This is a genomic window from Flavobacterium sp. WC2421, from assembly GCF_040822115.1.
Classification (GTDB): domain Bacteria; phylum Bacteroidota; class Bacteroidia; order Flavobacteriales; family Flavobacteriaceae; genus Flavobacterium.
Window position 1 is genome coordinate 3,033,827 of the sequence record NZ_CP162004.1, and the last position, 24,471, is coordinate 3,058,297.

Consider the following 24,471-nt stretch of genomic DNA (forward strand, 5'->3'; position numbering starts at 1 on the left):
AAATGCGTAAAGTCAAATCTAAATATGATCTTTTTAAACAAAAAACGCATATCATTATTTATGGTACAAGCACAAAAGCAGGGCGTTTATTTGATTTAATTCTGTTAGGACTTATATTACTAAGTGTCCTTTTAGTAATGATGGAAACGGTTGCTGCATTTGATTTGCAATACCATACAGAACTTGTTTTTCTAGAATGGCTAATCACGGTATTTTTCACGATGGAGTATCTTTTGCGCATCTTAACAATAGATAAATCTTGGAAATATATTTTTAGTTTTTATGGCATCATCGATTTACTCGCCATTTTGCCCATGTATTTATCGATTTTCTTCATTGGGACTAGCATTTTTAGTGTCGTTCGTTCGTTGCGATTACTTCGATTATTCAAAATACTAAATCATCCACAATTTACCAGTCAATCTACACAATTGAGGCAAGCCATCAATGCCAGTCGCGGTAAAATTGTTGTTTTTATTTATTTTGTACTCATAATTACTATCATTATAGGCTCCATCATGTACGTAGTCGAAGGCAAACAAAGTGGTTTTACTAGTATTCCAGCAGGAATTTACTGGACTATTGTAACACTAACTACCGTAGGTTATGGAGACATTTCCCCTGTAACCCCATTAGGACAATTTATTGCCTCCTTTGTAATGATTTTGGGATATGGCATAATAGCAGTACCCACAGGAATTGTTACCGCAGAAATTGCCAAAAATGTCCAAAAACCAGCAGTTAATACAAAAATTCCCTGTAAAACTTGTGGTAAAAATGATTATCCAGATAAAGCTAATTTTTGTCACCGCTGTGGACAACCACTTTAAATAATAATAATAATAATAATAATAATAATAATAGGAAGCTTCTTCCAGCTATTCATTGCAACTCCTCCGTTTGCAATTGTATTTCTAAGCAGTAAAAGGAGCTTCAAAAGGCGCTCTTTTACGTCAAGAAATACTAACTTGCAATCGTCCGGGGTTTTCATTTCTATCTGGGCTAAAAATAAATATGAAATACCTACTTACCATCATCGGACCTACGGCTATTGGCAAAACAGCGTTGAGTATTCACCTAGCTAATCATTTTAACTGTGAAATTATTTCCTGTGACAGCCGACAGTTTTTTAAAGAAATGACTATTGGAACTGCTGTTCCAAGCAAAACTGAATTGGCTGCCGCAAAACATCATTTTATTCAAAATAAATCAATATTTGAGTCTTATACTGTTGGTGATTTCGAGAAAGAAGCTATTGCTAAAATTGATGAATTATTCTTAACTAATGATTATGTAGTTCTTGTGGGAGGTTCTGGTTTGTATGTCAATGCAGTTCTAAAAGGATTTGATGAATTTCCAGAAATAGATTCCTCAATTCGAGAATCAGTAAATGCAACTTATGAAAAATTAGGGATTGGGTATTTGCAAGAACAACTCCAAAAATTAGATCCTACTTATTTTAAAACCCTAACAACCGAAAATCCACAAACCCTACAAAACCCACAACGCATGATGCGTTTTGTAGAAGTATGTATTGGTTCCGGAAAACCGTATTCTTCTTTTTTAAATCAGAAACAAAATAGTCGCAACTTCAATCCTATTCTTATAGGACTTGAAGCTGATAGAAGCATCATGTACAATCGCATCAATCAACGAGTGGACATCATGATGAAAGAAGGGCTATTAAAAGAAGCTAAAACAGTATATCCTAACAAAGAGCTCAATGCATTACAAACTGTAGGATATAGAGAATTATTCAGTTATTTTGACGGGGAGTTTACACTAGAATTTGCCACCGAAGAAATCAAGAAAAACACTAGACGCTTCTCTAAACGCCAACTCACTTGGTTTAAAAGAGACGAGAATACAAAATGGTTTAATTACGAAACTCCATACCAAACTATCTTTAATTATATAGAATCGAAAATTCATAATTCATAATTCATAATTCATAATTATTTATATGCCAATAAGTCCAAATTTCACTTCAATACTAAGCAAGGATTGGGAAATCAATTTTACACAATGCATGCCTAACGGCTACTTAAAATACACTGATTTGTGTAATCTTTTACAACTAACTGCTGCTGCACATTCGGATATGGGTGGGATTAGTTTTTCAGATATGCAGGAATTTAATCAAGCCTGGGTTTTGAGTAGAATGCGCGTTGAAATCACTGCATTGCCAAAATGGGGAGATCTTGTGACTGTAAAAACTTGGATCAACACATTAGAGAATTCTCGCTCAGTTCGTGCATTAGAAATGCATCTCAATGGTAAAAAAATCATTGGTACTGAAACTTTTTGGGCCGTTTTTAATACCGAAAAACGTCGTCCAGAAGGACTAGCTTTACCTTACGAACACTTTGAATTGTATCCAGAAAAGAAAGCAACTGTAGCACCTTTTTCTAAAATAAGCATTAGCCCCGAAAAAGAAGAGTTATTTGAAAAAACAGTCTTTTTATCTGATTTGGATATTGTAAATCACGTCAATAATGTGAAGTACTTAGAATGGTGCCTTGATTTAGTAGATGAAAAAACAATCTTAAATCAAGAAATCAAAAGTTTTGAAATGAATTTCATGAAAGAACTCTCTTTAAAGGACCAAGTGGTTATTCATGAAAATGTATCCGAAGAATCAGTTGTATTTAGCATTACTAAAGAGGAAAAAAACTGTTTTGCATTACAACTTAACTTGAAATAGATACCATTCCCTAACCCTGACTGAAACAAAAAGCATTTTGAAATAAAAAAATGAATTTCCTACCTAAAAAAAGCGACCAGCGGAAGCTCTTTTTTAGGTATTGGAAATTGTTTCTTTTATGATAAATGGTGTAGTGTAAGACAGGAATAGTTTCAAAAAAAAAAGCTCCGATTTCTCGAAGCCTTATTTTAATTTATGCTGTTTTGTTCTTAACAACCAATCTAAACCCTTCTCCGTGAATATTTAGGATTTCAACATCCTCATCTAGTTTAAGATACTTTCTTAATTTAGCGATGTAAACGTCCATACTTCTTGAAGTAAAATAGTTGTCATCTCTCCATATTTTAGTTAAGGCCAATTCTCTTGGCATTAAATCATTTTCATGAAGGATTAACATTTTTAATAATTCATTCTCTTTTGGAGACAACTTAATTGGTTCTTCTCCATTAAAAGTTAAGAATCTCAATTTTGAATTTAGGTGGAATTTTCCAACATTAAATTCAAACTGAACTTGTTCTGCTTTCACATCTGAAGACTTTCTTTGAATAATTGCTTTGATTTTCATAAGTAAAACTTCTGAATCAAAAGGCTTGTTCAAATAATCATCAGCACCAGCTTTGTATCCTTTTAAGACATCCTCTTTCATTGATTTTGCTGTCAAAAAGATAATAGGCACTTCGCTATTTTTCTCTCTAATTTCCTTAGCCAAAGTATACCCATCTTTATAAGGCATCATGACATCAAGAATGCATAAATCGTAAGTATCTTTTTTGAATTTTTCAAATCCTTCCATCCCGTTTTTAGCTAAAACGACATCAAAATCATTTAACATTAAATAATCTTTAAGTACAGCACCAAAATTTAGGTCGTCTTCTACTAAAAGAATTTTTTTATTTATATTTTCCATATTTTAATTTATTAGTGGTATTTTTATTATGAAGGTACTCCCTTTTCCCTTTTCACTTTCAACGTATACTTGACCATTATGGTCTTCAACTATTCTTTTTACATACGCTAAACCTAATCCGTGTCCTTTAACATTATGAAGGTCTCCTGTATGCTCTCTATAAAATTTTTCAAAAACTCTTTTCTGAGCAACTTTACTCATTCCTAATCCTTTATCTTTTACCTTTATAAGAATCATGTCTTTTACATTTTCAGTATAAACATCAATTTCAGGTATATCTGGTGAGTACTTAATGGCATTTTCTAATACATTTACAATTACATTAGTAAAATGAACCTCGTTTATTAAAACGGTAGTTCTTGCAGCATCAAAATGACAATTAATTGTACCTTCTCTGTCTTCTAATATTAAATTAACATGCTCAATAGCATCATTTATAACTTCCTCAACATCGCTTGATTCTTTTTCGATATCAAGTTCTTTTTTCTCTAATTTTGAAATCCTCAATACATTTTCTACCTGAGCATGCATTCGCTTATTCTCGTCACGAATCATTTGCAAATATTTCAAAACCTTCTCTTTATCATCAATTATCTTTGGATTTTTAATGGCATCCAAAGCCAAATTGATTGTCGCAATAGGAGTCTTAAATTCATGCGTCATGTTATTTATGAAATCTGTTTTGATTTCTGAAATTTGACGTTGGCGGATCAATTGGTTCAATGCACTTGAATAGGCCACCAAAATAATCAATGTGAAAACGATTGACAATACTGTAATTCGTATCAGTTCAGACAACAAGAATTTTTTCTTGTGTGGAAACGTAACTAATAACTTATATTTTTCATTTCCTTCATTATCCGCGAAAACAGGAATAGAATACGTTGCCTCTTTATCATATTTAAAATCATCAGATTTTATTTTAGTAGCTAAACCATTACTATATATTCCAAATTCAAATTTTGTTTTAACCCCATATTCTTCCAATTCTTTTTTGATTAATTTCTGAAGAGTTTCTTTAGAAATCCTTTCTTGAAGAGGCATTGCAGAGGCAATATCTTTAAAGAAAATTTCAAATTGAGCATTATCTAAAACATCTAAATTTCCTGATTTTTCAATTTTCACATCTGGAGTAAGACTTTGAGATAAATTTGATTTATCAATGGTATTGTTGTTATAAACCTCAGTAACACGTTTAGAATTAAAATTCTTAAAACGTTCTGCACCTGAACCAAATTTCTTTTCAAAGAACGAAGGAGATATGTTATAATCTTCCGAAATAATACTATTAGAATAAACAATAGTTTTATTTGTTAAAGGATTCTTTTGAACATAATAAAACTCTAGTAAATCATTCTTTTGAGGAATTTTTCCAGTACTATCTTTATAATGATTGTATTTATCATAAAAACTATATGCTTCTTGTTTTTGAAGTTTATCAGCAACATTAGCAATAACTTGTGTTACGTGAAATTTAAACTGTTCATCGTTATTTTTAAACGAAGAATTAAACCAATACACTTGAACGAGAATTATTCCTATTAAGGATAAGCTCATTAACAAAACAAGTAATCTAAAAAATAATTTATTCATCGGAACAAAATTAACATTTTAACAGTATGAATGATAATATATTAACCAAACATTAACATCTAGGACTCCTTTTGTTTTATCCTTAAAATTTTAAGAATATTGTCAATTTCGTTTTTTGAAATATCTAAATTAATATTTTCAATTATATAATCACTTTTCGAAATACGTTGTGCATCAGTCCATTGCGAATTTATTCTTTTTAAAACAAGATCTCGGGTTGTATTATCTCGTTGTAAAACTCTTTCAATCCTTAATTCAATAGGTGCTGTAACCGTAATTATTATATCAAAATCTTTATAATTACCGCTTTCAAATAAAATAGCCGATTCATACATTACAAAAGGAAATGCATCGTTTTTCAAAAGCCAAGCTTTAAAATCCTCTTTTACAGCTGGATGAACAATACTATTGAGCACTTTCAATTTATCAGAATCATTAAACACAATTTCAGCCAGCTTTTCTCTATTTAAAGTAGTCCCTTCAAAGATGGTCTCGCCAAATTCTTTTTTAATAGCATGAACGATTTTTGAAGATTGCATTACTTTTTTTGCCTCATCATCTGCAATATAAACGGGAATTCCTCTTTTTATGAAAAGTTTTGCAATAGTAGTTTTACCGCTCCCAATACCACCCGTTAAGCCAATAATTTTTGCCATAATTAAACTTTAAAAAATAATTCTGGAAAAGCAATTTGAGGTTTTTGCTTTAAAACGATAACTTTAATATAGGATTCTATAAATCCCAAACCATAACCGTAAAATTGTTTCCAAACAGCAACTATCGATAAATAACCAATTTTGACACTTTTATTTTGATAAGCTGAAACAATAAATAGAATTAGAAAATAAACAAAATACAATTTCAACAAATAATCATACGTAAATATCAATAAGAAAACGGCCAATCCAAATCCAATTATAAATACAGAAGGAAAGAAAAAGGTAAGCTTATTGTATTTTGGATACCAACTATTCAATATAGGTCTAGCTTTACCAAATTTATTTACTTGAATGGAAAACTTCTCCCAATCAATCCTTCTCTTATGATATACATACGCATTTGGAAATAGTTTGGTTTCAAAACCAAGATTCCACAATCGGATAGATAAGTCTGGATCTTCACCTGGATGAATGTTTCCAAAGCCTTTAGACGCTTCAAAAGCTTTGCGAGACAAACCCAAATTAAAACTCCTAGGTTGGAATTTATCGATTTTTTCAGAACCACCACGTATTCCTCCTGTTGTTAAAAAGGAAGTCATGGCAAAATTAATTGCTTTTTGTATATCCGAAAAACTATCTAAAGCTTTATCAGGACCTCCGAAACAATCCACATAATTTTCTTTTAAAGCTTTATCAACTTCATTCAAATACTGCTTTGGAATAATACAATCTGAATCGAATATGATAAAATAATCTCCTTTGGCTTTGAGCATTCCAAAGTTCCTTGAATCTCCAGGGCCTGAATTTTCTTTATAATAATAGGAAATAGATAATTTAGCTGAATATTTTTGAAGAACATCATCACATTTTAAATACGATCCATCTTCAACAAGCACAATTTCAAAATCTTCTTTATAATCTGTTTGTGACAAACTTTCTAAAAGTTCATCAACTTCATCCGGTCGATTATAAACGGGAATAATTAAAGAAAACAACATATATAGCTATGTGGTATTAGTTAAAATAAATTGGATAAATAAGGGAGCAAAGATATACTTTTAAAGTATATCAATAAAAAAACCATCACGAATTAAGCAATGGTTTTAACAAACATTTTATTATGAATTGACTTATTATTCAAACATTTCCATGACTTCCTGACTCACTCCCATAGTAGAGAATCCACCATCATGAAGCAAGTTTTGAAGTGTAACCATTTTGGTTAAATCGGAGAACATGGATACGGTATAATTAGCACAATCCAGCGCCGTTGCATTACCAAGAGGAGACATTTTATCCGCAAATGAAATAAAACCACCAAAACCTTTAACTCCCTGTCCCGCTTTTGTAGCTGTTGGCGATTGTGAAATTGTATTCACTCTTACCTTTTTATCTCTACCAAAGAAATAGCCAAAACTACGGGCAATTGATTCTAAATATGCTTTATTGTCTGCCATGTCATTATAATCTGGAAAAACACGTTGTGCCGCCATATAAGACAATGCAACAATACTTCCCCACTCATTCATAGCATCTTTTTTATACAAAACTTGCATTACTTTATGAAACGAAACAGCAGATACATTCCATCCTTTTTCGGTGTAATCGTAATTCTGATTCGTGTAATGATTTCCTTTTCGGACGTTGACAGACATCCCTATAGAATGCAAAACAAAATCAATTTTTCCTCCAAGAATTTCGATAGCTTGATCTACTAAATTTTCTAAATCAGGTACTGAAGTAGCATCTGCAGCTATGACTTTAGAACCCGTTTTTAAAGCTAATTCATCAATTGACCCCATACGCATTGCCGCTGGAGCATTTGACAAAATAAAAATACCGCCTTCTTCATGAACTCGTTCAGCTGTTTTCCATGCTATTGAATTTTCATCTAAGGCTCCAAATATAATTCCTCTTTTCCCTTTTAGTAAATTGTACATTTATTATACTTTTTTAGTTAAAAAAACACCTTAATTTCTAAAGGAATGATCCAATATGAAATTAAGGTGTTATTAAAAATTTATTACTGTAAATGAATATTATCCAATACTTTCGACACCAACCATTTCATTTGTATCTGCTTTGTAATCTACTCCTTCAAATCCAAATCCGAATAGGTTATGAAAGTCACTTCTGTATCCTTCTAAATCTCCTAATTCTGCTAAATTTTCAGTTGTAGCTTCTTGCCATAATTTGGCTATTTTAGCTTGTACATCAGCACGCATCTCTAAATCATCGATACGAATTCTTCCTTTTTCATCAGTAGTAACTGCTGCACCTGTATACAATCTATCTTGGTACAAACGTTGTATTTGCTCAATGCATCCTTCATGAATTCCTTCTTCTTTCATTATTTTATACAATAATGAAATGTACAATGGAATAACTGGAATAGCTGAACTTGCTTGCGTAACCAAAGCCTTGTTTACTGATACATACGCTTTACCATTAATATCCGCAAGACTATCTGTAATTGTAAAAGCAGTAGCTTCTAGATGATCTTTAGCACGACCAATTGTTCCTTTTCTATAAACCGCTTCAGTCAATGATGGTCCAATATAAGAATAAGCAACTGTTGTAGCTCCAGGAGCTAATAAATTCTCTGCTTTTAAAGCATCAATCCACATAGCCCAATCTTCACCACCCATTACTTTAACGGTATTCTCAATATCATCACCGCTACAAGGCTCGATAGATATTTCAGAAACTTTACCGGAGTGAAAATCAACTGTTTTATTTGTAAAAGTACTTCCTATAGGTTTCAAAACAGAACGGTGCAAGATTCCTGTTTTAGGATCCAAACGAACTGGAGAAGCCAAACTATAAATTACTAAATCAATTTGTCCTAAGTCCGCTTTAATTAAGTCTAATGTTTGTTTTTTTACTTCATCTGAAAAAGCATCTCCATTGATACTTTTTGCATATAATCCCGCTTTATGCGCTTCTTTTTCAAAAGCTGCAGAATTATACCAACCCGGAGAAGCTGTTTTACCTTCGCTAGGTGGTTTTTCAAAAAACACACCAATAGTTGAAGCATTCGATCCAAAAGCACTTGTTATTCTAGATGCCAAACCAAAACCAGTTGAAGCTCCAATAACCAAAACTTTTTTAGCACCATCAATAATGCCTTTTGATTTCACATATTCGATTTGATTTTTAACATTTTGCTCGCATCCTTCTGGGTGAGATGTCAAACAAATAAATCCTCTCATTCTTGGTTCTATGATCATTTTTATACTTTTTATTCGTTGATTTATAATTTTAATTACTTCGGTTTTCTTTACGTAGGCTTTTCAAAGCAGAACAAATATAATCCAAAAATCTAGTTCAGCAAGGCTTTTGCATGATTTAGAGCCGAATCAGAAACAACAGTTCCTGATAACATTTGGGCTATTTCAACAATACGTTCTTCATCTGATAAGAGTTTCAACTCTGATTGTGTGTCCTCCCCGATAGTTGATTTAAACACTTTAAAATGTGCATTCCCTTTGGCAGCTATTTGTGGTAGATGTGTGATAGCAAAGATTTGCATTCCGCTACTCATTTCTTTCATTATCTCTCCCATTTTAATAGCAATCTCACCGGAAACCCCTGTATCAATTTCATCAAAAATTAAAGTAGGCAATTTTGAATATTGTGCTAATATCGCTTTAACAGCAAGCATTATTCTAGACATTTCACCACCAGAAGCCACTTTCTTTAATATTCCAAAGTCGGTTCCTTTATTAGCCGAAAACAAAAATTGAAGTTCCTCTTTTCCATTAGCTAGGTAAGAGTCTGATTCAACTAACTGAATATCAAAACGAACATTAGGCATCCCTAGAGTTTCTAAAATAGTAATCATTTTTTGAGACAAAACTGGAATAGCTTGATGTCTTTTATCATGAATACTTTTTGCAATTAAATCTAAGGCGATTATTTTCTCTTCAATTGCAATCGTAATACCTTTAATTTCTTCTTCTAAATTACCTAATTCTAAAACAGACTGCTCTAAATTAGCTTGAATTTCTACTAATTCATCGACTGAGGTAACTTGATGCTTTTTTTGCAAATTGTAAATAAGTTGCAATTTTTGTCCAATCGCATCCATTTTTTCTGGATCATTGCTTAATTTTTCTGAGCAACGATTTAACTCATTCGAAATATCATCAAACTCAATTGTCAAACTTACTATTCGTTCAGATAACGCGCTATAATCTGTTGAAAATGAAGCTATTTTTTGTAATGAACTTTTAATTTCTTTTAGATTATTCAAAACACCAATTTGTTCATCGTTTCCAATAGCTAAAGAGCGATCAATAGATTCTTTTATTATTTCGACATTATTTAATTTTTCAAAATCAGACTCTAAAACCTCTTGTTCACCTGATACTAATTTAGCTTCAAGGAGTTCGTTCAGTAAAAAGGTATTGTATTCTTGCTCTTTTATTGACTCCCCTTGTTTTTTAATTAGGGAATTAAGTTTAGATTTATCTTGTTTATACGATTTTAAAAGAGACTGATATTTTAAAATATTATCCTGATTGTTTGCAATTGCATCAATTATTTCAAATTGAACATTTTCATCAGAGAGTTCTCTTGTTTGTTGTTGTGAATGAATATCAATCAAAAACAAACCCAAGTCTTGTAATTCTTGAAGATTTACAGGACTGTCATTAATAAATGCTCTTGATTTACCTGAAGGAAGAATTTCACGCCTAATTATAGTATCGTCTTCGTAATCTAAATCGTTTTCTTTAAAAAAAGGAGCTAAATTATATTTAGAGATTTCAAAATGAGCTTCGATAATACACTTTTCCTCTTTGTTTTTTAAAGAAGAGAGATCCGCTCTTTTCCCTAATACCAATCCTAATGCGCCTAATATTATCGATTTACCAGCACCTGTTTCTCCTGTAATTATTGAAAATCCTTTAGAAAAATCGATCGTTAATTTTTCTATTAGGGCATAGTTTTTTATCGATAGTGCAGTAATCATTTAGCTGTTTTTAGGGTAATTATGAGTGTAATATTCTTAAAATTGAGCAAATGTCAATATTTTAACATGGCCCATTTACTTGAATTTAAAGGAGAAACTTTATTTAAGTTTTCAATTAAATCCGAAACTGTTATAGAGGGACCTCCAGAAAAAATAGAAACAATTTCATCAGACTTAGCATCAAAAAAAATGCGAGTTAGGAATGCATTAGGTTTGGAAGCATTCAGTTTTCCAATATTTAATAATGATAATTTAATTTTTTCTTTAGCCGATTTCAAATCCTTTGACATTACATCTAATCCCGTATGATATTCAAAACTCGTTTTGCGTAATTGAGAATAAGCAGGAGATAACATATCGTTGATTAAAAAATACCTGTTTTGATTTCCATCAATTTGGCTCCATCCTTTATATCCACTTTGCTGAGCAATTCCAGCAATATTTTGTGCAGTTTCAAAATTAGAATTTCCCGATTCGGACTCAAAGGTATCATTATCCATTCCTAGTATAATATAACTATAGAATGAAATAACTGAAACTAAATTAGATTCAAAAACGGTTGGGTTAAAAATTAAACTCTCGTATTCTGTATATCTAAAACTAAAATCTTTATCATTATAATTCAAAACTGGTGAAGAATAAGAAGAACCATAAATAGGTCTGGAGGATTGAACTTGTATCGTTGCAACAAATTGATCTGAGCTGTTTGACTGTATTGTAATAAACATGGAGCAATTAATTTTCTCCTGCTGTTTATAGTTTTGCCCGTTCCAATCGGTTTTATTTACAAATTCATTTAAAGAAGTTTCTAAAGTTTTAAAAACTTGTTGATTTGAATTACTCAATTTTTGTGAATTTACCGATACTGTACAATTTAGCTGTTGCGCTTGCACAAGCCCAAATGACAATAACACAAAAAAGGTAATTATTTTATTCATGAAAATAGTTTACTACTTTGTTTAAAATATCGTCAGAAACTGCTTCTTTCGATTTCAAATCCATTGGTTCAATATTAAAATCTTTGTCGATAAAAGTAACTTTATTAGTAGTTTTACCAAAACCAGCTCCTTCATCTTGCAAAGAATTTAGAACAATCAAATCTAAGTTTTTTTTCTGGATTTTCCCCTTTGCATTTTCAATTTCGTTTTCAGTCTCCAAAGCAAATCCAATTAAGAACTGTTTTTTCTTGATTGCTCCAAGTGAAGCTAAGATATCTTTTGTTTTTTCTAATTCAATTGTAAAGTTGTCCGGTGCTTTTTTTATTTTTTGTGTAGCTACCGTTTTTGGTCTATAATCCGCAACGGCGGCTGCAGCAATAGCTACATCTACATCATTAAAATACAGATGACAAGCATCATACATTTCTTGCGCAGAAACCACATTAAGCACTTTAATTAACGAATGGTTAGCTTTAAATTTTGTTGGCCCCGAAACTAAAATAACAGATGCTCCTAAATTTGCTGCGCTATTTGCAATATCAAATCCCATTTTTCCCGAAGAATGATTTCCTATAAAACGCACAGGGTCTATTGCTTCGTACGTAGGACCAGCTGTTATTAGTATTTTTTTTCCTTTTAAAGGCAATTTACTTTCTAAATCAGCTTCAAGAAAAGCGATGATGTTTTCTGGTTCAGCCATTCTACCTTCACCAGAAAGTCCACTTGCTAATTCTCCGCTTTCTGCAGGAATGATCGTATTCCCAAATTCATTTAAAGCCTTAAAACTAGCTAATGTTGAAGGATGTTTGTACATATCTAAATCCATTGCTGGAGCAAAGTAAACTGGGCATTTAGCCGAAAGATAAGTAGCGATAAGAAGATTGTCACAACTGCCATTTGCCATCTTAGAAAGCGTATTTGCAGTTGCTGGAGCTATGACCATTAAATCAGCCCATAATCCCAATTCGACATGATTATTCCATTTCTCGTTTTCTTCCTCTTGATTAAAAAAAGTAGAATGCACGGGATTTTTGGATAATGTAGATAAAGTAAGAGGAGTTACAAAATCCTTAGAAGCAGGTGTCATTATCACTTGGACATGTGCACCTGCTTTTATGAAAAGTCGTACTAAAGACGCTGTTTTATAGGCGGCAATTCCACCAGATATCCCTAGTAAAACTTTCTTACCGCTTAAAACTGACATATAGTATTATTTAGTTGAATCTCTATGGTAAATTTTACCATCTAACCATTCTTGAACTGCTAAAGCATGTGGTTTAGGCAATTTTTCATAGAATTTTGAAACTTCAATTTGTTCTTTGTTTTCAAAAACTTCTTCAAGACTGTCATTATATGTAGCAAATTCTTCCAATTTCTCTGTCAATTCTTTCTTGATCTCAGAGTTAATTTGGTTCGCTCTTTTAGCCATAATGGTTATTGCTTCATACACATTACCAGTAGGTTCTTCAATAACAGTTTTATTATATGTTATTGTATTTACTGGAGCATTCGTCTTTTTTAAATCCATGACTTTATTTATTTAGTAAATTTTTGTAAATCTTGTTCAACACGAGCTAACATTACGTTCGCTTTTTCTTTATATTGGGTATCTGCCTTAAATTTTATTAAGTTAGAATACGCCGTTTTTGCAACATTTAATCGATCCTCCATTTTAGAATCAATACTATTAATCCCTAATTGATAAGCAGAATCAAATTTATAATACAAAGCATCTTCTTTGTATTTTGTACCAGGATAATCAGCAATAAAATTATCTAAAGCTACTAACGCTGATTTATAATCAGAAATTGTATTGTATCCTTTAGCATTTTCAAAAACTTTTTTCTCAATTTTTTCTGCTAATACCTTTACCGTTTCATTAGCTTCCGCCAAGTATTCTGAGTTAGGATAACTATCTATAAAAGCTTGTAACTTATCAATTGCTTTAGTAGTATCTGTTTGATCTAAACTATAGACTGGAGATAATTTTGAATAACTTTTTGCTCCTAAAAATGCAGCTTCTTGTAATTTTTCACTTTTTGGATAACCCGATACAAAACTTTCGAACTGATATCCAGCTAAGTAAAATTGACCTGTTTTATAATAAGACTGTGCAAACATATAAAACAATTTTTCTGCTTGAGGTTTTCCTCTATATGCTGGTGCAATTTGCTCAAAAAGTCGAATTGCTTTAGTATATTTTCCAGCATCATATAACTTAGTTCCCATTTCAAACTTTACGGCTACATCATCCTTTTTTAAAGCCTTTTGATATTCATTACAAGAAGTAAAAAAAGCAATCAGAAGTATTAGAGATACAATTTTTTTCATTTTTTTATTTTTTTAAAATCTCATGAACTGTTAACAATCCACAAAAAATCATACCGAAGTTTCGGTTGCAAATTTAGTTATTAATTTAGCTACTACAAAATATTTCTTTGCTTAAAAAAAAGCAGTGTTTAAAAGGCTTATTTATCGATATTTTTAACAAATTCCGATATTCTATTACTTAAAGATTCATCTACTTTTACTAAAGGTAATCGTACAAAATTCTCTGTAATCCCTAGTGATTGAAACACTTGTTTGATTCCCGCAGGGTTTCCTTGTTCAAAAATCATATCGATACAGTCCATTAAAAGATAATGCAGTTTATAAGCATCATCTACCTTACGGTTCAAACCCAATCGTATCATTTCAGAAAATTGTTTAGGAAATCCTTGCCCAATTACCGATATAACACCTGAACCTCCTGCTAAAACCATTGGTAAGGCAATCATATCATCACCGGATATTACAAGGAAATCTTTTGGTTTATTTTTCAATAATTGAAGTGCTTGAGCCATATCACCCGCAGCTTCTTTAATAGCTACAATGTTTTTAAAGTCATTAGCTAAACGAAAAACGGTTGACGGCAACATATTACTTGCTGTTCTTCCAGGCACATTATAAATAATTACTGGTACAGGAGAAGCTTCAGACACTGCCTTAAAATGCTGATAAATACCTTCCTGTGTTGGCTTATTATAAAATGGTGAAACTGATAATATTGCTACAAAAGGAGAAAAATCTCTTGTCTTCAATTCTTCTACAATCTTTCTAGTATCATTCCCTCCTACTCCTAGTACTAAAGGTAATCTTCCATTATTAGCTTCAATAACCGTTTTTATAACTAGTTCCTTCTCTTCTTGAGATAGTGTAGCATTTTCTGCAGTTGTACCTAAGATAACAAGGTATTCAATTCCTCCATCTACAGAAAAATTTACTATGCTTTTTAAAGCTTCTGTATCAACTGAAAAATCTTCTTTAAATGGAGTTACTAGAGCAACACCAGTTCCTATTAATGATTGCATGTTAGATTATATTTTGTTTAAAATTTTTAAATACCTAAATAATTCGTGAGTAAAGACCTTATAGTTTTCTGCATTTGTATTGATCATTAAATCATTTAATCTTTTATCAATAGAAGAAAAACCAACTTTAAAATGCGCTTTTGATTCGTTTGTAACAACTAACAAAATTGCTTTTTCTATATCATAATAGCTTATTAGTAAATCAAACTCTTTATTTACAAAATCATTTACAGCTGAATTGCTTATCGTTGCATTCCAGTTTAAATTTTTTGAACTAAAAGTAGCTTGCGAAATACTTTTATTTTTTTTTAAGCGATTTCTATAAACTAATACTTCTATATTCTCTTCCAAGATTCCGTTTAACCGTAACTCATTAACTAAAAGATTTATTTCAGAAAAATAACTCTCGTCAATAAGTAAACCTACTGTTTTAATAGTTCCTGAATCCAGATTGCTCTTTACATTAAGTAAACTATTTTTTACTGTTTTTTTTACAGAAAACTCTTTTATATAATTTAAAAACATACTATTTTTACTCGCTTACAAAATTAATTAATTAAGTCATATTATAAATGGTAAATCTAAAAAAGTATAACGAAGTTTTAAAACTTTTTGTTATATTCTTAACATTTTTTTTCGTTTTTTCTTGCGGTAGTTCGAAACTGCAAGTTGCAAGAATAGAAGGAAAACAAATACCAATCACCGATAAAGAAAATCAAGTTACTGAAATAGAAAACTTTATCAAACCCTACAGAGAACACATTAATAAAGATTTGGATAGTGTTTTAGCATACTGCCCCATAACATTAGATAAAAAAGCCATAAATGGGCAAACCACTATTGGGAATCTAATGGCAGATGTTACTTTAAAAAGAGGAAACACTGTTTTTAAAATGCGTGAAAATAAAACAATTGACATCTGCTTGCTTAACCATGGCGGTATTCGCGCTATACTTCCAAAGGGTAATGTTACTACAAGAACCGCATTTGAAATAATGCCTTTTGAAAATACGATGGTTGTGATTGCCCTAAAAGGAGAACAAGTTTTTGAAATTGTTGATTATTTCATACTTGAAAAACAACCACATCCACTTGCTGGATTGACATTTACTATTGACAAAAACAATCATCCCAAAAATGTATTAGTACAAGGCAAACCTATTGAAAACGACAAAGTTTATTATGTGGGCACCAATGATTACTTATCTAATGGTGGTGACAATATGAATTTCTTCAAAAAAGGAATAGCTACCTATGATCTAGATTACAAATTAAGAAACATATTAATTGATTATTTCAAAGAAACCGATACGATTAAATCAACTCAAGACAATCGAATTATTGTTGAATAATTATAACCTATTTATTAGCACTGTATTTTAGCCCCGATTGAAGTAAAAATCCTTTTTATTTTTTCTTTAAAAATAAAAAGATTGCAACGGAAAGCGGGAAACAGCTCCAAAAACAAACAAATGAAAAGAAGAGATTTTATAGAGAAAACGGCTGCAAGCACCGCAATGTTGAGTTTAGGTTTATCATTGAGTAGTTTTACAACTCCTGATATAAAGAAAATAACAATTCTTCACACCAATGATGTGCACAGCCACATTGATCCTTTTCCTGCTGATGATCCTAGAAACGCAAATATGGGTGGTGTTGCAAGAAGAGCTTCGTTGATAGAAAACATACGAAAAGAAGATCCTAATGTATTGTTGCTTGATGCTGGAGATATTTTTCAAGGGACGCCGTATTTTAATTATTATGGTGGAGAACTGGAATTTAAATTAATGAGCATGATGCAATATGATGCTTCTACGATAGGGAATCATGACTTTGATAATGGTATTGCAGGGTTGTATGCTCAAATGCCTCATGCAAAATTTGAGTTTCTATCGGCCAACTATGATTTTAAAAATACCATGATGAATGGCTTAGTAAAACCGTATAAAGTTTTTAATAAAAATGGAATTAAGGTTGGCGTTTTTGGAATTGGAATTGAACTTGATGGTCTAGTTGATAAAAAAATGTACCAAGAAACGGTGTATAACAATCCTGTTGAAACGGCGCAAGAAATGGTTCGGATATTAAAAAAGGAACAAAAATGTGATTTAATTATTTGTCTTTCACATCTGGGTTATAATTATAAAAATGAACCAAATAAAATTTCTGATTTAAAATTTGCAGCACTTACGGATGATATAGACTTAATAATTGGGGGACACACCCATACTTTTCTTGATAAACCAACAGTTACTAAGAATCTATCAGGAAATGATGTTTTGGTCAACCAAGTTGGTTGTTATGGAATAAATCTGGGCCGAATCGATTTTTATTTTGATTCAAATAAGAGAAAAGCTTCTGAAGGGAAATCAATTATCGTTTAATCGTTCCGTGGTAATAACAAACTTATAAAAAGAAAAACAAACTATGGTGTTTAAAAATAGAGCCATTGGTCTTAAACTGGTAATCTTAAAATCAGAAAGGTAAAACTTCTCAATAAATACTACAAAAGTCTGCATAAGAGACATGATTCCAAAAACAAATAACCAAATGTCTTTTCTATTAAAAGTTAACAGATATTGGGACAATATAATTCCGCTAAGTACTGATATTAAGATAATTTGAACTACTAAAACCACATAACTTCTTATCAATATATCATCGGGGATAGAAACTAAATACAAAAAATAAATCAAAAAGGGTATTGAAGCCAATAATGGCGGTATGTAATCCTTTATTTTAACCAACTTTACTACATAATATATCTCAATTATACGATGAAAAAAAACAGCTATCAAGGCATAAAAAAGCATGTTTTTGTCGTTTGGTATAAATAACAATCTACCTATTAACAAGAATAGCATGTTAATAAAAAAGAGCGGGTTTTTCCGTATGGAAGAATAGCTATACAATGCAAATAACAAAACTATTTCTAAGGGCTTAATTATATATAGAATATAACTATCGTCAGAAACTACCTCAATAAATCCCATTAAAAAAAATAATGCAATTAATGATTTTTCAAGAGTAGTTTCTTTACTTAAAACCTTCATTTTTTTAAAAATTATCAGTAACCATCTTCAAAAAATCATCTTCAGATAGAATAGGAATATTTAACTTATTGGCTTTTTCTAATTTAGCCGGCCCCATATTGTCACCTGCAACAACATAATCTGTTTTGGTAGAAATTGAACTTCCTACTTTACCACCATTTTCTTCAATTGCTTTTTTCAAATCATCTCTTGAAAATTTAGAAAATACACCTGAAACCACAAATGTTTTTCCAATCAATTTATCCGTAGCATTAGGGTTCACTTTTTCAACGATTTCAAATTGTAGTCCGTACTCTTTTAACCTTTCGATAATAATTCTATTTTCATTGTTTTCGAAAAAATCAATCACACTTTGCGCAATTCGTTCCCCAATTTCATCCACCAATACTAAATCCATCAAGCTTGCCTCACTTAAAGCATTAATATTTTTATAGTGTTTAGCCAGTTTTTTAGCCACCGTTTCACCTACAAACCGAATTCCAAGAGCAAATAAAACACGTTCAAAAGGAATATTCTTAGATTCAGCCACACCCTTAACTAAATTTTCAGCTGATTTTTGTGCCATTCTTTCCAAAGGGAGAATTTGCTCCACAGTCAACTCATACAAATCAGCATAATTATGAACTAGATCATTATTAAAAAGTAGTGCTACCGTTTCTCCTCCTAGTCCTTCAATATCCATCGCTTTTCTAGAAATAAAATGCTGAATTCTTCCAATTATTTGTGGAGGGCAACCATAAAAATTAGGACAATAATGATTCGCTTCGCCTTCAGAACGCACCAGCTCAGTATTGCATTCAGGACAGTGTTTAATATATACAGTTGGTTCTGTGTTTTCTGGACGTTTCGTTAAATCAACAGCAATAATCTTAGGGATTATCTCCCCACCTTTTTCAACAAAAACAGTGTCTCCAACACGAATATCTAGTTTTTCAATTTGATCTGCATTATGCAAAGAAGCTCGTTTTACAATTGTTCCTGCTAGTTGTACAGGCTCTAAATTAGCGACAGGAGTAATAGCTCCCGTTCTCCCAACTTGATAAGAAATTGAATTTAATTTTGTCGAAACTTGCTCTGATTTGAATTTGTACGCCATAGCCCAGCGTGGTGACTTTGCAGTATAACCCAATTCATCCTGATATTGAAATGAATTTACTTTTACGACTACTCCATCCGTTTCATAAGGTAAATCATGTCGATGAACATCCCAGTAATCAATAAACTGAAAAACTTCATCTAGATTGTGTGCTAATTTAGCTTCTTTTGGTACTTTAAATCCCCAATTTCTAGCTGTTTCCAAGCCATCGTATTGTGTAGTAAATGGCAATTGATTACCAATTAAGAAATAAAGCAAGCAGTCTAAGGGCCTCTTAGCCACTTCGGCGCTTTCTTTTAGTTTTAAACTACCAGAAGCTGTATTTCTAGGATTAGAATACGGCGTTTCTCCTATTTCAATGAGTTCTTGATTCATTTTTTCGAAACCAGCAAATGGTAAAATAATTTCTCCTCTAACATCAAATTTTTCGGGGTAATTGCCTTTTAATTGTAATGGAATGGATCGTATTGTTTTAATATTATTAGTAACATCATCCCCTTGAAATCCGTCTCCACGAGTAACAGCGCGTTTCAGTTTTCCATTTTCATAAGTTATACTTATAGAAGCACCATCATATTTCAATTCACAAGTGTATTGTAAAGGTACTTCGCCTAAAACTTTTTGAATTCGCTTTTCCCATTCCATTAAATCTTCTTTAGAATAAGAATTATCTAGAGAATACATGCGATATTCATGAGGAACAGTTTGAAAATTCTTTGTAATAGAACCACCTACTCTTTGTGAGGGTGAATTTTCATCAAAATACTCTGGATGTTTATTTTCTAAATCTAGTAGCTCTTTCAGTTTTATATCAAACTCATAATCAGAAACTACCGGTTTATCCAGCACATAGTAATTGTAATTGTGTTGATTTAACTCCTCCCTTAAAGTTTTAATCGAATTTTGAATATCCATAGAAAATAAAATTGGCTATTTTAGTCTTTAAAATAAAGGACTAAAATAACCAATTAAAAAGAAACCTACATCAAAAAAATATTTTTCTTCTAAGAAATAAAAGTGAGTTTCCGACCTTTCAAAATTAATTAATTTGAAGAATAAATAACTACTGAATTATGATTCAATAATCGTATTTATTTGCTTGTACAACTGACCGTCACTTAAGAAAGCACCTTGCTGAATCAATGCAAAAAGAGACGAATTACGCTCCTCAGTAAACTCTTTTTTACCAGTCTTCATTTCGATAGTGTCTGTAAACATATTATCACTAAGCCATTGCAATCCCTCTTTAGTTAAAAAATCAACTTCAGGAACTAATGATTTAAGCACAATGGATTGAACATAAGTATCAAAACTATGGAATAGGAAAATATGATTTTTTGAAAAATGCTCTAAATATTCTGCTCTTGTAAGAACTCCTTCCCAAACTAGATCTGAAAAAACGTCTAATTCTTGCTCAGCAACTTCTGGCTTGTCTTTTTTAATTGTATCCCATTCTGCTTTATCAATTGTCTGAGTTGCTAAGAAAGTACTAAATTCTTGTGTTAACTCTTCAAATTGTTCTTTAGTTAATCTTGTATATTTCATGTTTATTTTAATTTTTAGAATTCCAATTCAAAACGCTCATTAATTGATTTATTCTCGCAAATTCTTCTATCGTTACTATATTCTTAATCCCAACTACATTGAAAGTTGTGCTGCAAATTTAATACTAAATTCTTTTTAAAAATTAATCAAAAATCACAACATAAAAAAAAGCCTCACATCCCTGTGAGGCTTTTCTATTATAAGAAAGATTGAGAATTATTTTTTCTCAGACTTTTCCATTTTAGCTTTCAATGCAGCTAATACATCATTGCTATCTCCTAAAGTAGAAGCAGGTGCATTAGTTGAGTTTGAAGCTGAAGAAGTATTTTCTGTAGCTGCTTTCACATTTTTCTCTTCTTCTTCACGGAAGATAGCAGTGTGAGATGCAACAACTCTTTTAAATTCTTTGTTGAATTCGATTACTTTGAAATCAGCAGATTCTCCTTTTTTCAATTTCTTACCATCTTCTTTTTCAAGGTGACGAGTAGGAATGAAAGCAACGATATCATCTCCAAATTCTACAGTAGCTCCTTTGTCAACAATTTCAGAGATCTCTCCGTTGTGGATAGTTCCCACTGCGAATGAATCTTCGTATTGATCCCAAGGATTAGCAGTAGTTTGTTTGTGACCTAAAGATAATTTACGTCCTTCAACATCTAATTCTAATACTACAACATCAAGTTTCTCACCAACATTTACAAATTCAGATGGGTGTTTGATTTTCTTAGTCCAAGATAAGTCAGAGATGTAAATTAATCCATCAATTCCTTCTTCTAATTCTACGAAAATACCAAAGTTTGTAAAGTTTCTAACGATACCTGAATGTTTAGAACCTACAGGATATTTAGAAGTGATATCAGTCCAAGGGTCTTGAGACAATTGTTTGATACCTAATGACATTTTACGGTCATCTCTATCTAAAGTTAAGATAACTGCTTCAACAACATCACCTACTTTTACGAAATCTTGAGCAGAACGTAAATGAGTAGACCATGACATTTCAGAAACGTGGATTAAACCTTCAACACCTTCAGCAACTTCGATAAAAGCACCGTAATCAGCGATTACAACTACTTTACCTTTTACTTTATCTCCAATTGCTAATTTAGCATCTAGAGCATCCCAAGGGTGAGCGTTTAATTGTTTCAATCCTAATTGAATTCTTGTTTTCTCATCATCGAAATCAAGGATTACAACATTTAATTTTTGATCTAATTCAAGAACTTCAGATGGGTGGTTAATTCTTGACCAAGAAAGGTCAGTAATATGAATTAATCCATCAACTCCACCTAAGTCAATAAAGACACCATAAGAAGTAATGTTTTTAACAACACCTTCTAATACTTGTCCTTTTTGTAATTGACCGATGATTTCTTTTTTCTGTACTTCAATATCCGCTTCAATAAGCGCTTTGTGAGATACAACAACGTTTTTAAATTCGTGGTTGATTTTTACCACTTTGAATTCCATTGTTTTATTTACGTAAACATCGTAATCTCTAATTGGTTTAACATCAATTTGAGATCCTGGTAAAAACGCTTCAATTCCGAAAACGTCAACGATCATACCACCTTTAGTTCTGCATTTTACAAAACCATTAACGATTTCTCCTGTTTCGTTAGCCGAAATAACTCTATCCCATGATTTGATAGTACGTGCTTTTCTGTGAGATAAAACTAGTTGTCCAGTTTTGTCTTCACGGATGTCAATTAATACTTCAACAGTATCACCTACTTTTAATGCTGGGTTGTAACGGAATTCGTTTAAAGAAATAACACCTTCCGATTTTGCGTTGATATCAACGATAACGTCTCTATCTGTGATTCTAACAACAGTACCATCTACTACTTCTTCTTGGTCAGTAGCGATAAAAGTTTTTGATACTAATTCTTCGAATTCTAATAAGTTTTTTTCATCTACTGGATCGATACCTTCTTCGAAGTTATGCCAGTTAAAATTTGCTAAAAACTCTTCTTGTGATTGGATTTGTTCAGACATGCTGATAAAAATTTGTATTCTGCATTCTCTCGAGTTTCATAAGTGAAAGAAAACAACAGAAGTTGTTTGTATAATTAATTGATACCTAAAGGAAACTCTTATTCACCAAAAGGTCTGCAAAAGTAACACATTTATCTTAAACCACAAAATAATATAAAAAAGATAATCGATTGAGAATCAGCAGCGAATTAATACGCCTTTTTGCAGGCATCGTTCCCGCTCTCGCCTTTATCTCTGCGCTACGCTGCGAGGATACCGGCTCCATCGGGGCTAAATGGATTTTATGCTTTTTTTTCCAGCAAAAAAAAACCCGATAACTACTTAAAAGTTATCGGGTTGTGAGTTATTTTTATGATTTTTAATGACTGAATTTCTCTACAATTTTTGGATCATGTTTATATTTGAAAACAAACGGAAATATCATAGCTAGAACCAAAGCGTAACTCGCAAACGTAATCCAAATATGAAACCAGTCTTTACTACCATCCACTAGAGTAAAGTATTCTTGTATGATATAACCACTGGCAAAACTACCAATCAAAGCTCCAAAACCATTTACCATCATCATGAACATCCCTTGAGCACTTCCTCTAATTTTCGAATCCGTTTGTGTTTCTACAAATAATGAACCTGAAATATTAAAGAAATCAAATGCCATTCCATAAACAATACAAGACATAATAATCATCCAAAGTCCATCTGAAGGATTTCCAAAAGCAAATAATCCAAAACGCAATACCCAAGCCAACATACTAAACAACATAACATACTTAATTCCAAATTTTCTCAAAAAGAAAGGAATTGCTAATATGAATAAGGTTTCAGAAACTTGAGAGATTGACATAATTATAGCTGGATACCGCACCGCGATAGTGTTTTTATAGGTATCGACAGTGGCAAAATCATGAATATAAGTATCTCCATACGCATTAGTCAACTGCAATGCAGCTCCTAACAACATCGAAAAGATAAAGAAAATAGCAAATTTTCTTTGTTTGAATAATTCAAAAGCATTTAAACCCAAAGCTCGTGAAAAAGAGCTGTTTTTCTCGCCTTTACACAACGGAGGACATTTAGGCAATGTAAACGCATATATTCCTAAAATTAATGACACTACTCCAGCAATATAAAATTGATTAGCTGATGTTTCATTATGCGTTAAACTAACAACCCATAAAGCAACAATAAAACCTATTGTCCCCCATATTCTGATAGGTGGATAATCCTTTACAACATCCATGTCTTTAGCAATTAATGCATTATAAGCTACAGTTATTGATAATGAAATAGTAGGCATGTAGAAAAACATGTTCACCAACATAACCCAGAAAAAAGTGGTAGGATTATCTACTTGCGGTAAGAAAAACAAAGCAGCAGCACCAAAAAAATGAAGCAAACCATATAATTTTTCAGCATTTAAAAAACGATCTGATATAATTCCTGTAAGAGCAGGCATAAAAACAGAAGAAATACCCATTGTTGAAAAGATGATACCAAACTCAGTACCTGACCAATGTTTATTATTAAACCAATAAGCTCCAATTGTAAGCAACCACGAACCCCAAATGAAAAACTGAAGGAAATTCATTAAAATCAGTCTGTATTTAATACCCATAAGATGAATTATATTATTTTAAAAAAATGTAAGGCGTA

Annotated in this window: 23 protein-coding genes; 5 read left to right on the plus strand and 18 right to left on the minus strand. The window is 31.7% G+C overall.

What is annotated here, in order from left to right; genetic code table 11:
• The first annotated feature begins 2 nt into the window (after positions 1-2).
• The 3 genes from AB3G33_RS12940 to AB3G33_RS12950 all read left to right on the plus strand — a co-directional run bounded on the left by AB3G33_RS12940 (position 3) and on the right by AB3G33_RS12950 (position 2,704).
• Positions 3-830, plus strand: coding sequence for an ion transporter (locus AB3G33_RS12940; protein WP_367770186.1), 828 nt, complete (start codon positions 3-5; stop codon positions 828-830).
• 184 nt (positions 831-1,014) lie between these two features.
• The gene (gene miaA / locus AB3G33_RS12945; protein ID WP_367770188.1) at positions 1,015-1,941 is read left to right on the plus strand and encodes a tRNA (adenosine(37)-N6)-dimethylallyltransferase MiaA; all 927 of its coding nucleotides are present in this window, start codon (positions 1,015-1,017) and stop codon (positions 1,939-1,941) included.
• A gap of 22 nt (positions 1,942-1,963) precedes the next feature.
• Positions 1,964-2,704 (plus strand): acyl-[acyl-carrier-protein] thioesterase, encoded by a 741-nt coding sequence (locus AB3G33_RS12950; protein ID WP_367770191.1) that lies wholly within the window; start codon positions 1,964-1,966, stop codon positions 2,702-2,704.
• Between the two features lie 193 nt (positions 2,705-2,897).
• On the opposite strand, the gene AB3G33_RS12955 is transcribed toward AB3G33_RS12950, so the two are convergent.
• From AB3G33_RS12955 to AB3G33_RS13015, 13 genes are all read right to left on the minus strand, one after another.
• Complete coding sequence (locus tag AB3G33_RS12955; protein ID WP_367770194.1) at positions 2,898-3,611, minus strand: response regulator transcription factor; 714 nt, start codon at positions 3,609-3,611, stop codon at positions 2,898-2,900.
• A 3-nt stretch (positions 3,612-3,614) separates the two neighbouring features.
• Positions 3,615-5,204, minus strand: a complete 1,590-nt coding sequence (locus tag AB3G33_RS12960) for a sensor histidine kinase (RefSeq protein WP_367753347.1) — start codon at positions 5,202-5,204, stop codon at positions 3,615-3,617.
• A gap of 59 nt (positions 5,205-5,263) precedes the next feature.
• Positions 5,264-5,860 carry a dephospho-CoA kinase gene (coaE, locus tag AB3G33_RS12965; RefSeq protein WP_367770197.1) on the minus strand — a complete coding sequence of 199 codons (597 nt, stop codon included), beginning with the start codon at positions 5,858-5,860 and terminating at the stop codon, positions 5,264-5,266.
• Positions 5,861-5,862: 2 nt separating this feature from the next.
• Positions 5,863-6,861 carry a glycosyltransferase family 2 protein gene (locus AB3G33_RS12970; protein ID WP_367770200.1) on the minus strand — a complete coding sequence of 333 codons (999 nt, stop codon included), beginning with the start codon at positions 6,859-6,861 and terminating at the stop codon, positions 5,863-5,865.
• Between the two features lie 135 nt (positions 6,862-6,996).
• Complete coding sequence (locus tag AB3G33_RS12975) at positions 6,997-7,803, minus strand: enoyl-ACP reductase (RefSeq protein WP_367770202.1); 807 nt, start codon at positions 7,801-7,803, stop codon at positions 6,997-6,999.
• Between the two features lie 99 nt (positions 7,804-7,902).
• Entirely contained in the window at positions 7,903-9,093 is a 1,191-nt protein-coding gene (gene fabV / locus AB3G33_RS12980; RefSeq protein ID WP_367770204.1) for an enoyl-ACP reductase FabV, read from the minus strand.
• 92 nt (positions 9,094-9,185) lie between these two features.
• Positions 9,186-10,838 carry a DNA repair protein RecN gene (recN, locus tag AB3G33_RS12985; protein ID WP_367770207.1) on the minus strand — a complete coding sequence of 551 codons (1,653 nt, stop codon included), beginning with the start codon at positions 10,836-10,838 and terminating at the stop codon, positions 9,186-9,188.
• 53 nt (positions 10,839-10,891) lie between these two features.
• Positions 10,892-11,776, minus strand: coding sequence for a DUF4835 family protein (locus AB3G33_RS12990; protein WP_367770210.1), 885 nt, complete (start codon positions 11,774-11,776; stop codon positions 10,892-10,894).
• Entirely contained in the window at positions 11,769-12,980 is a 1,212-nt protein-coding gene (coaBC, locus tag AB3G33_RS12995; RefSeq protein ID WP_367770212.1) for a bifunctional phosphopantothenoylcysteine decarboxylase/phosphopantothenate--cysteine ligase CoaBC, read from the minus strand. Before coaBC ends, AB3G33_RS12990 begins: the two co-directional genes overlap by 8 nt.
• Before the next feature lie 6 nt (positions 12,981-12,986).
• Positions 12,987-13,304 carry a DNA-directed RNA polymerase subunit omega gene (locus AB3G33_RS13000; protein ID WP_007138306.1) on the minus strand — a complete coding sequence of 106 codons (318 nt, stop codon included), beginning with the start codon at positions 13,302-13,304 and terminating at the stop codon, positions 12,987-12,989.
• An 8-nt stretch (positions 13,305-13,312) separates the two neighbouring features.
• Complete coding sequence (locus AB3G33_RS13005; protein ID WP_367753363.1) at positions 13,313-14,107, minus strand: outer membrane protein assembly factor BamD; 795 nt, start codon at positions 14,105-14,107, stop codon at positions 13,313-13,315.
• A 137-nt stretch (positions 14,108-14,244) separates the two neighbouring features.
• Positions 14,245-15,126: a 4-hydroxy-tetrahydrodipicolinate synthase gene (gene dapA, locus AB3G33_RS13010; RefSeq protein ID WP_367753365.1), complete on the minus strand. Its 882-nt coding sequence runs from the start codon at positions 15,124-15,126 to the stop codon at positions 14,245-14,247.
• A 6-nt stretch (positions 15,127-15,132) separates the two neighbouring features.
• Positions 15,133-15,651, minus strand: coding sequence for a hypothetical protein (locus tag AB3G33_RS13015; protein WP_367770215.1), 519 nt, complete (start codon positions 15,649-15,651; stop codon positions 15,133-15,135).
• A 47-nt stretch (positions 15,652-15,698) separates the two neighbouring features.
• On the opposite strand from AB3G33_RS13015, the gene AB3G33_RS13020 reads away from it, so the two are divergent.
• Positions 15,699-16,478, plus strand: a complete 780-nt coding sequence (locus AB3G33_RS13020) for a 5'-nucleotidase C-terminal domain-containing protein (protein WP_367770218.1) — start codon at positions 15,699-15,701, stop codon at positions 16,476-16,478.
• A gap of 120 nt (positions 16,479-16,598) precedes the next feature.
• Entirely contained in the window at positions 16,599-17,510 is a 912-nt protein-coding gene (locus tag AB3G33_RS13025) for a bifunctional UDP-sugar hydrolase/5'-nucleotidase (RefSeq protein WP_367770220.1), read from the plus strand.
• On the opposite strand, the gene AB3G33_RS13030 is transcribed toward AB3G33_RS13025, so the two are convergent.
• From AB3G33_RS13030 to AB3G33_RS13050, 5 genes are all read right to left on the minus strand, one after another.
• Positions 17,496-18,179 carry a hypothetical protein gene (locus AB3G33_RS13030; RefSeq protein WP_367770223.1) on the minus strand — a complete coding sequence of 228 codons (684 nt, stop codon included), beginning with the start codon at positions 18,177-18,179 and terminating at the stop codon, positions 17,496-17,498. The genes AB3G33_RS13025 and AB3G33_RS13030 overlap by 15 nt on opposite strands.
• 4 nt (positions 18,180-18,183) lie before the next feature.
• Positions 18,184-20,190, minus strand: a complete 2,007-nt coding sequence (ligA, locus tag AB3G33_RS13035; protein ID WP_367770226.1) for an NAD-dependent DNA ligase LigA — start codon at positions 20,188-20,190, stop codon at positions 18,184-18,186.
• Between the two features lie 156 nt (positions 20,191-20,346).
• Positions 20,347-20,820 (minus strand): DUF6495 family protein, encoded by a 474-nt coding sequence (locus tag AB3G33_RS13040; RefSeq protein WP_367770228.1) that lies wholly within the window; start codon positions 20,818-20,820, stop codon positions 20,347-20,349.
• A 216-nt stretch (positions 20,821-21,036) separates the two neighbouring features.
• On the minus strand, positions 21,037-22,818 hold the full coding sequence (gene rpsA / locus AB3G33_RS13045) for a 30S ribosomal protein S1 (RefSeq protein ID WP_367770231.1): 1,782 nt from the start codon (positions 22,816-22,818) through the stop codon (positions 21,037-21,039).
• 358 nt (positions 22,819-23,176) lie between these two features.
• On the minus strand, positions 23,177-24,433 hold the full coding sequence (locus tag AB3G33_RS13050; protein ID WP_367770233.1) for a nucleoside permease: 1,257 nt from the start codon (positions 24,431-24,433) through the stop codon (positions 23,177-23,179).
• Positions 24,434-24,471: the final 38 nt, after the last annotated feature.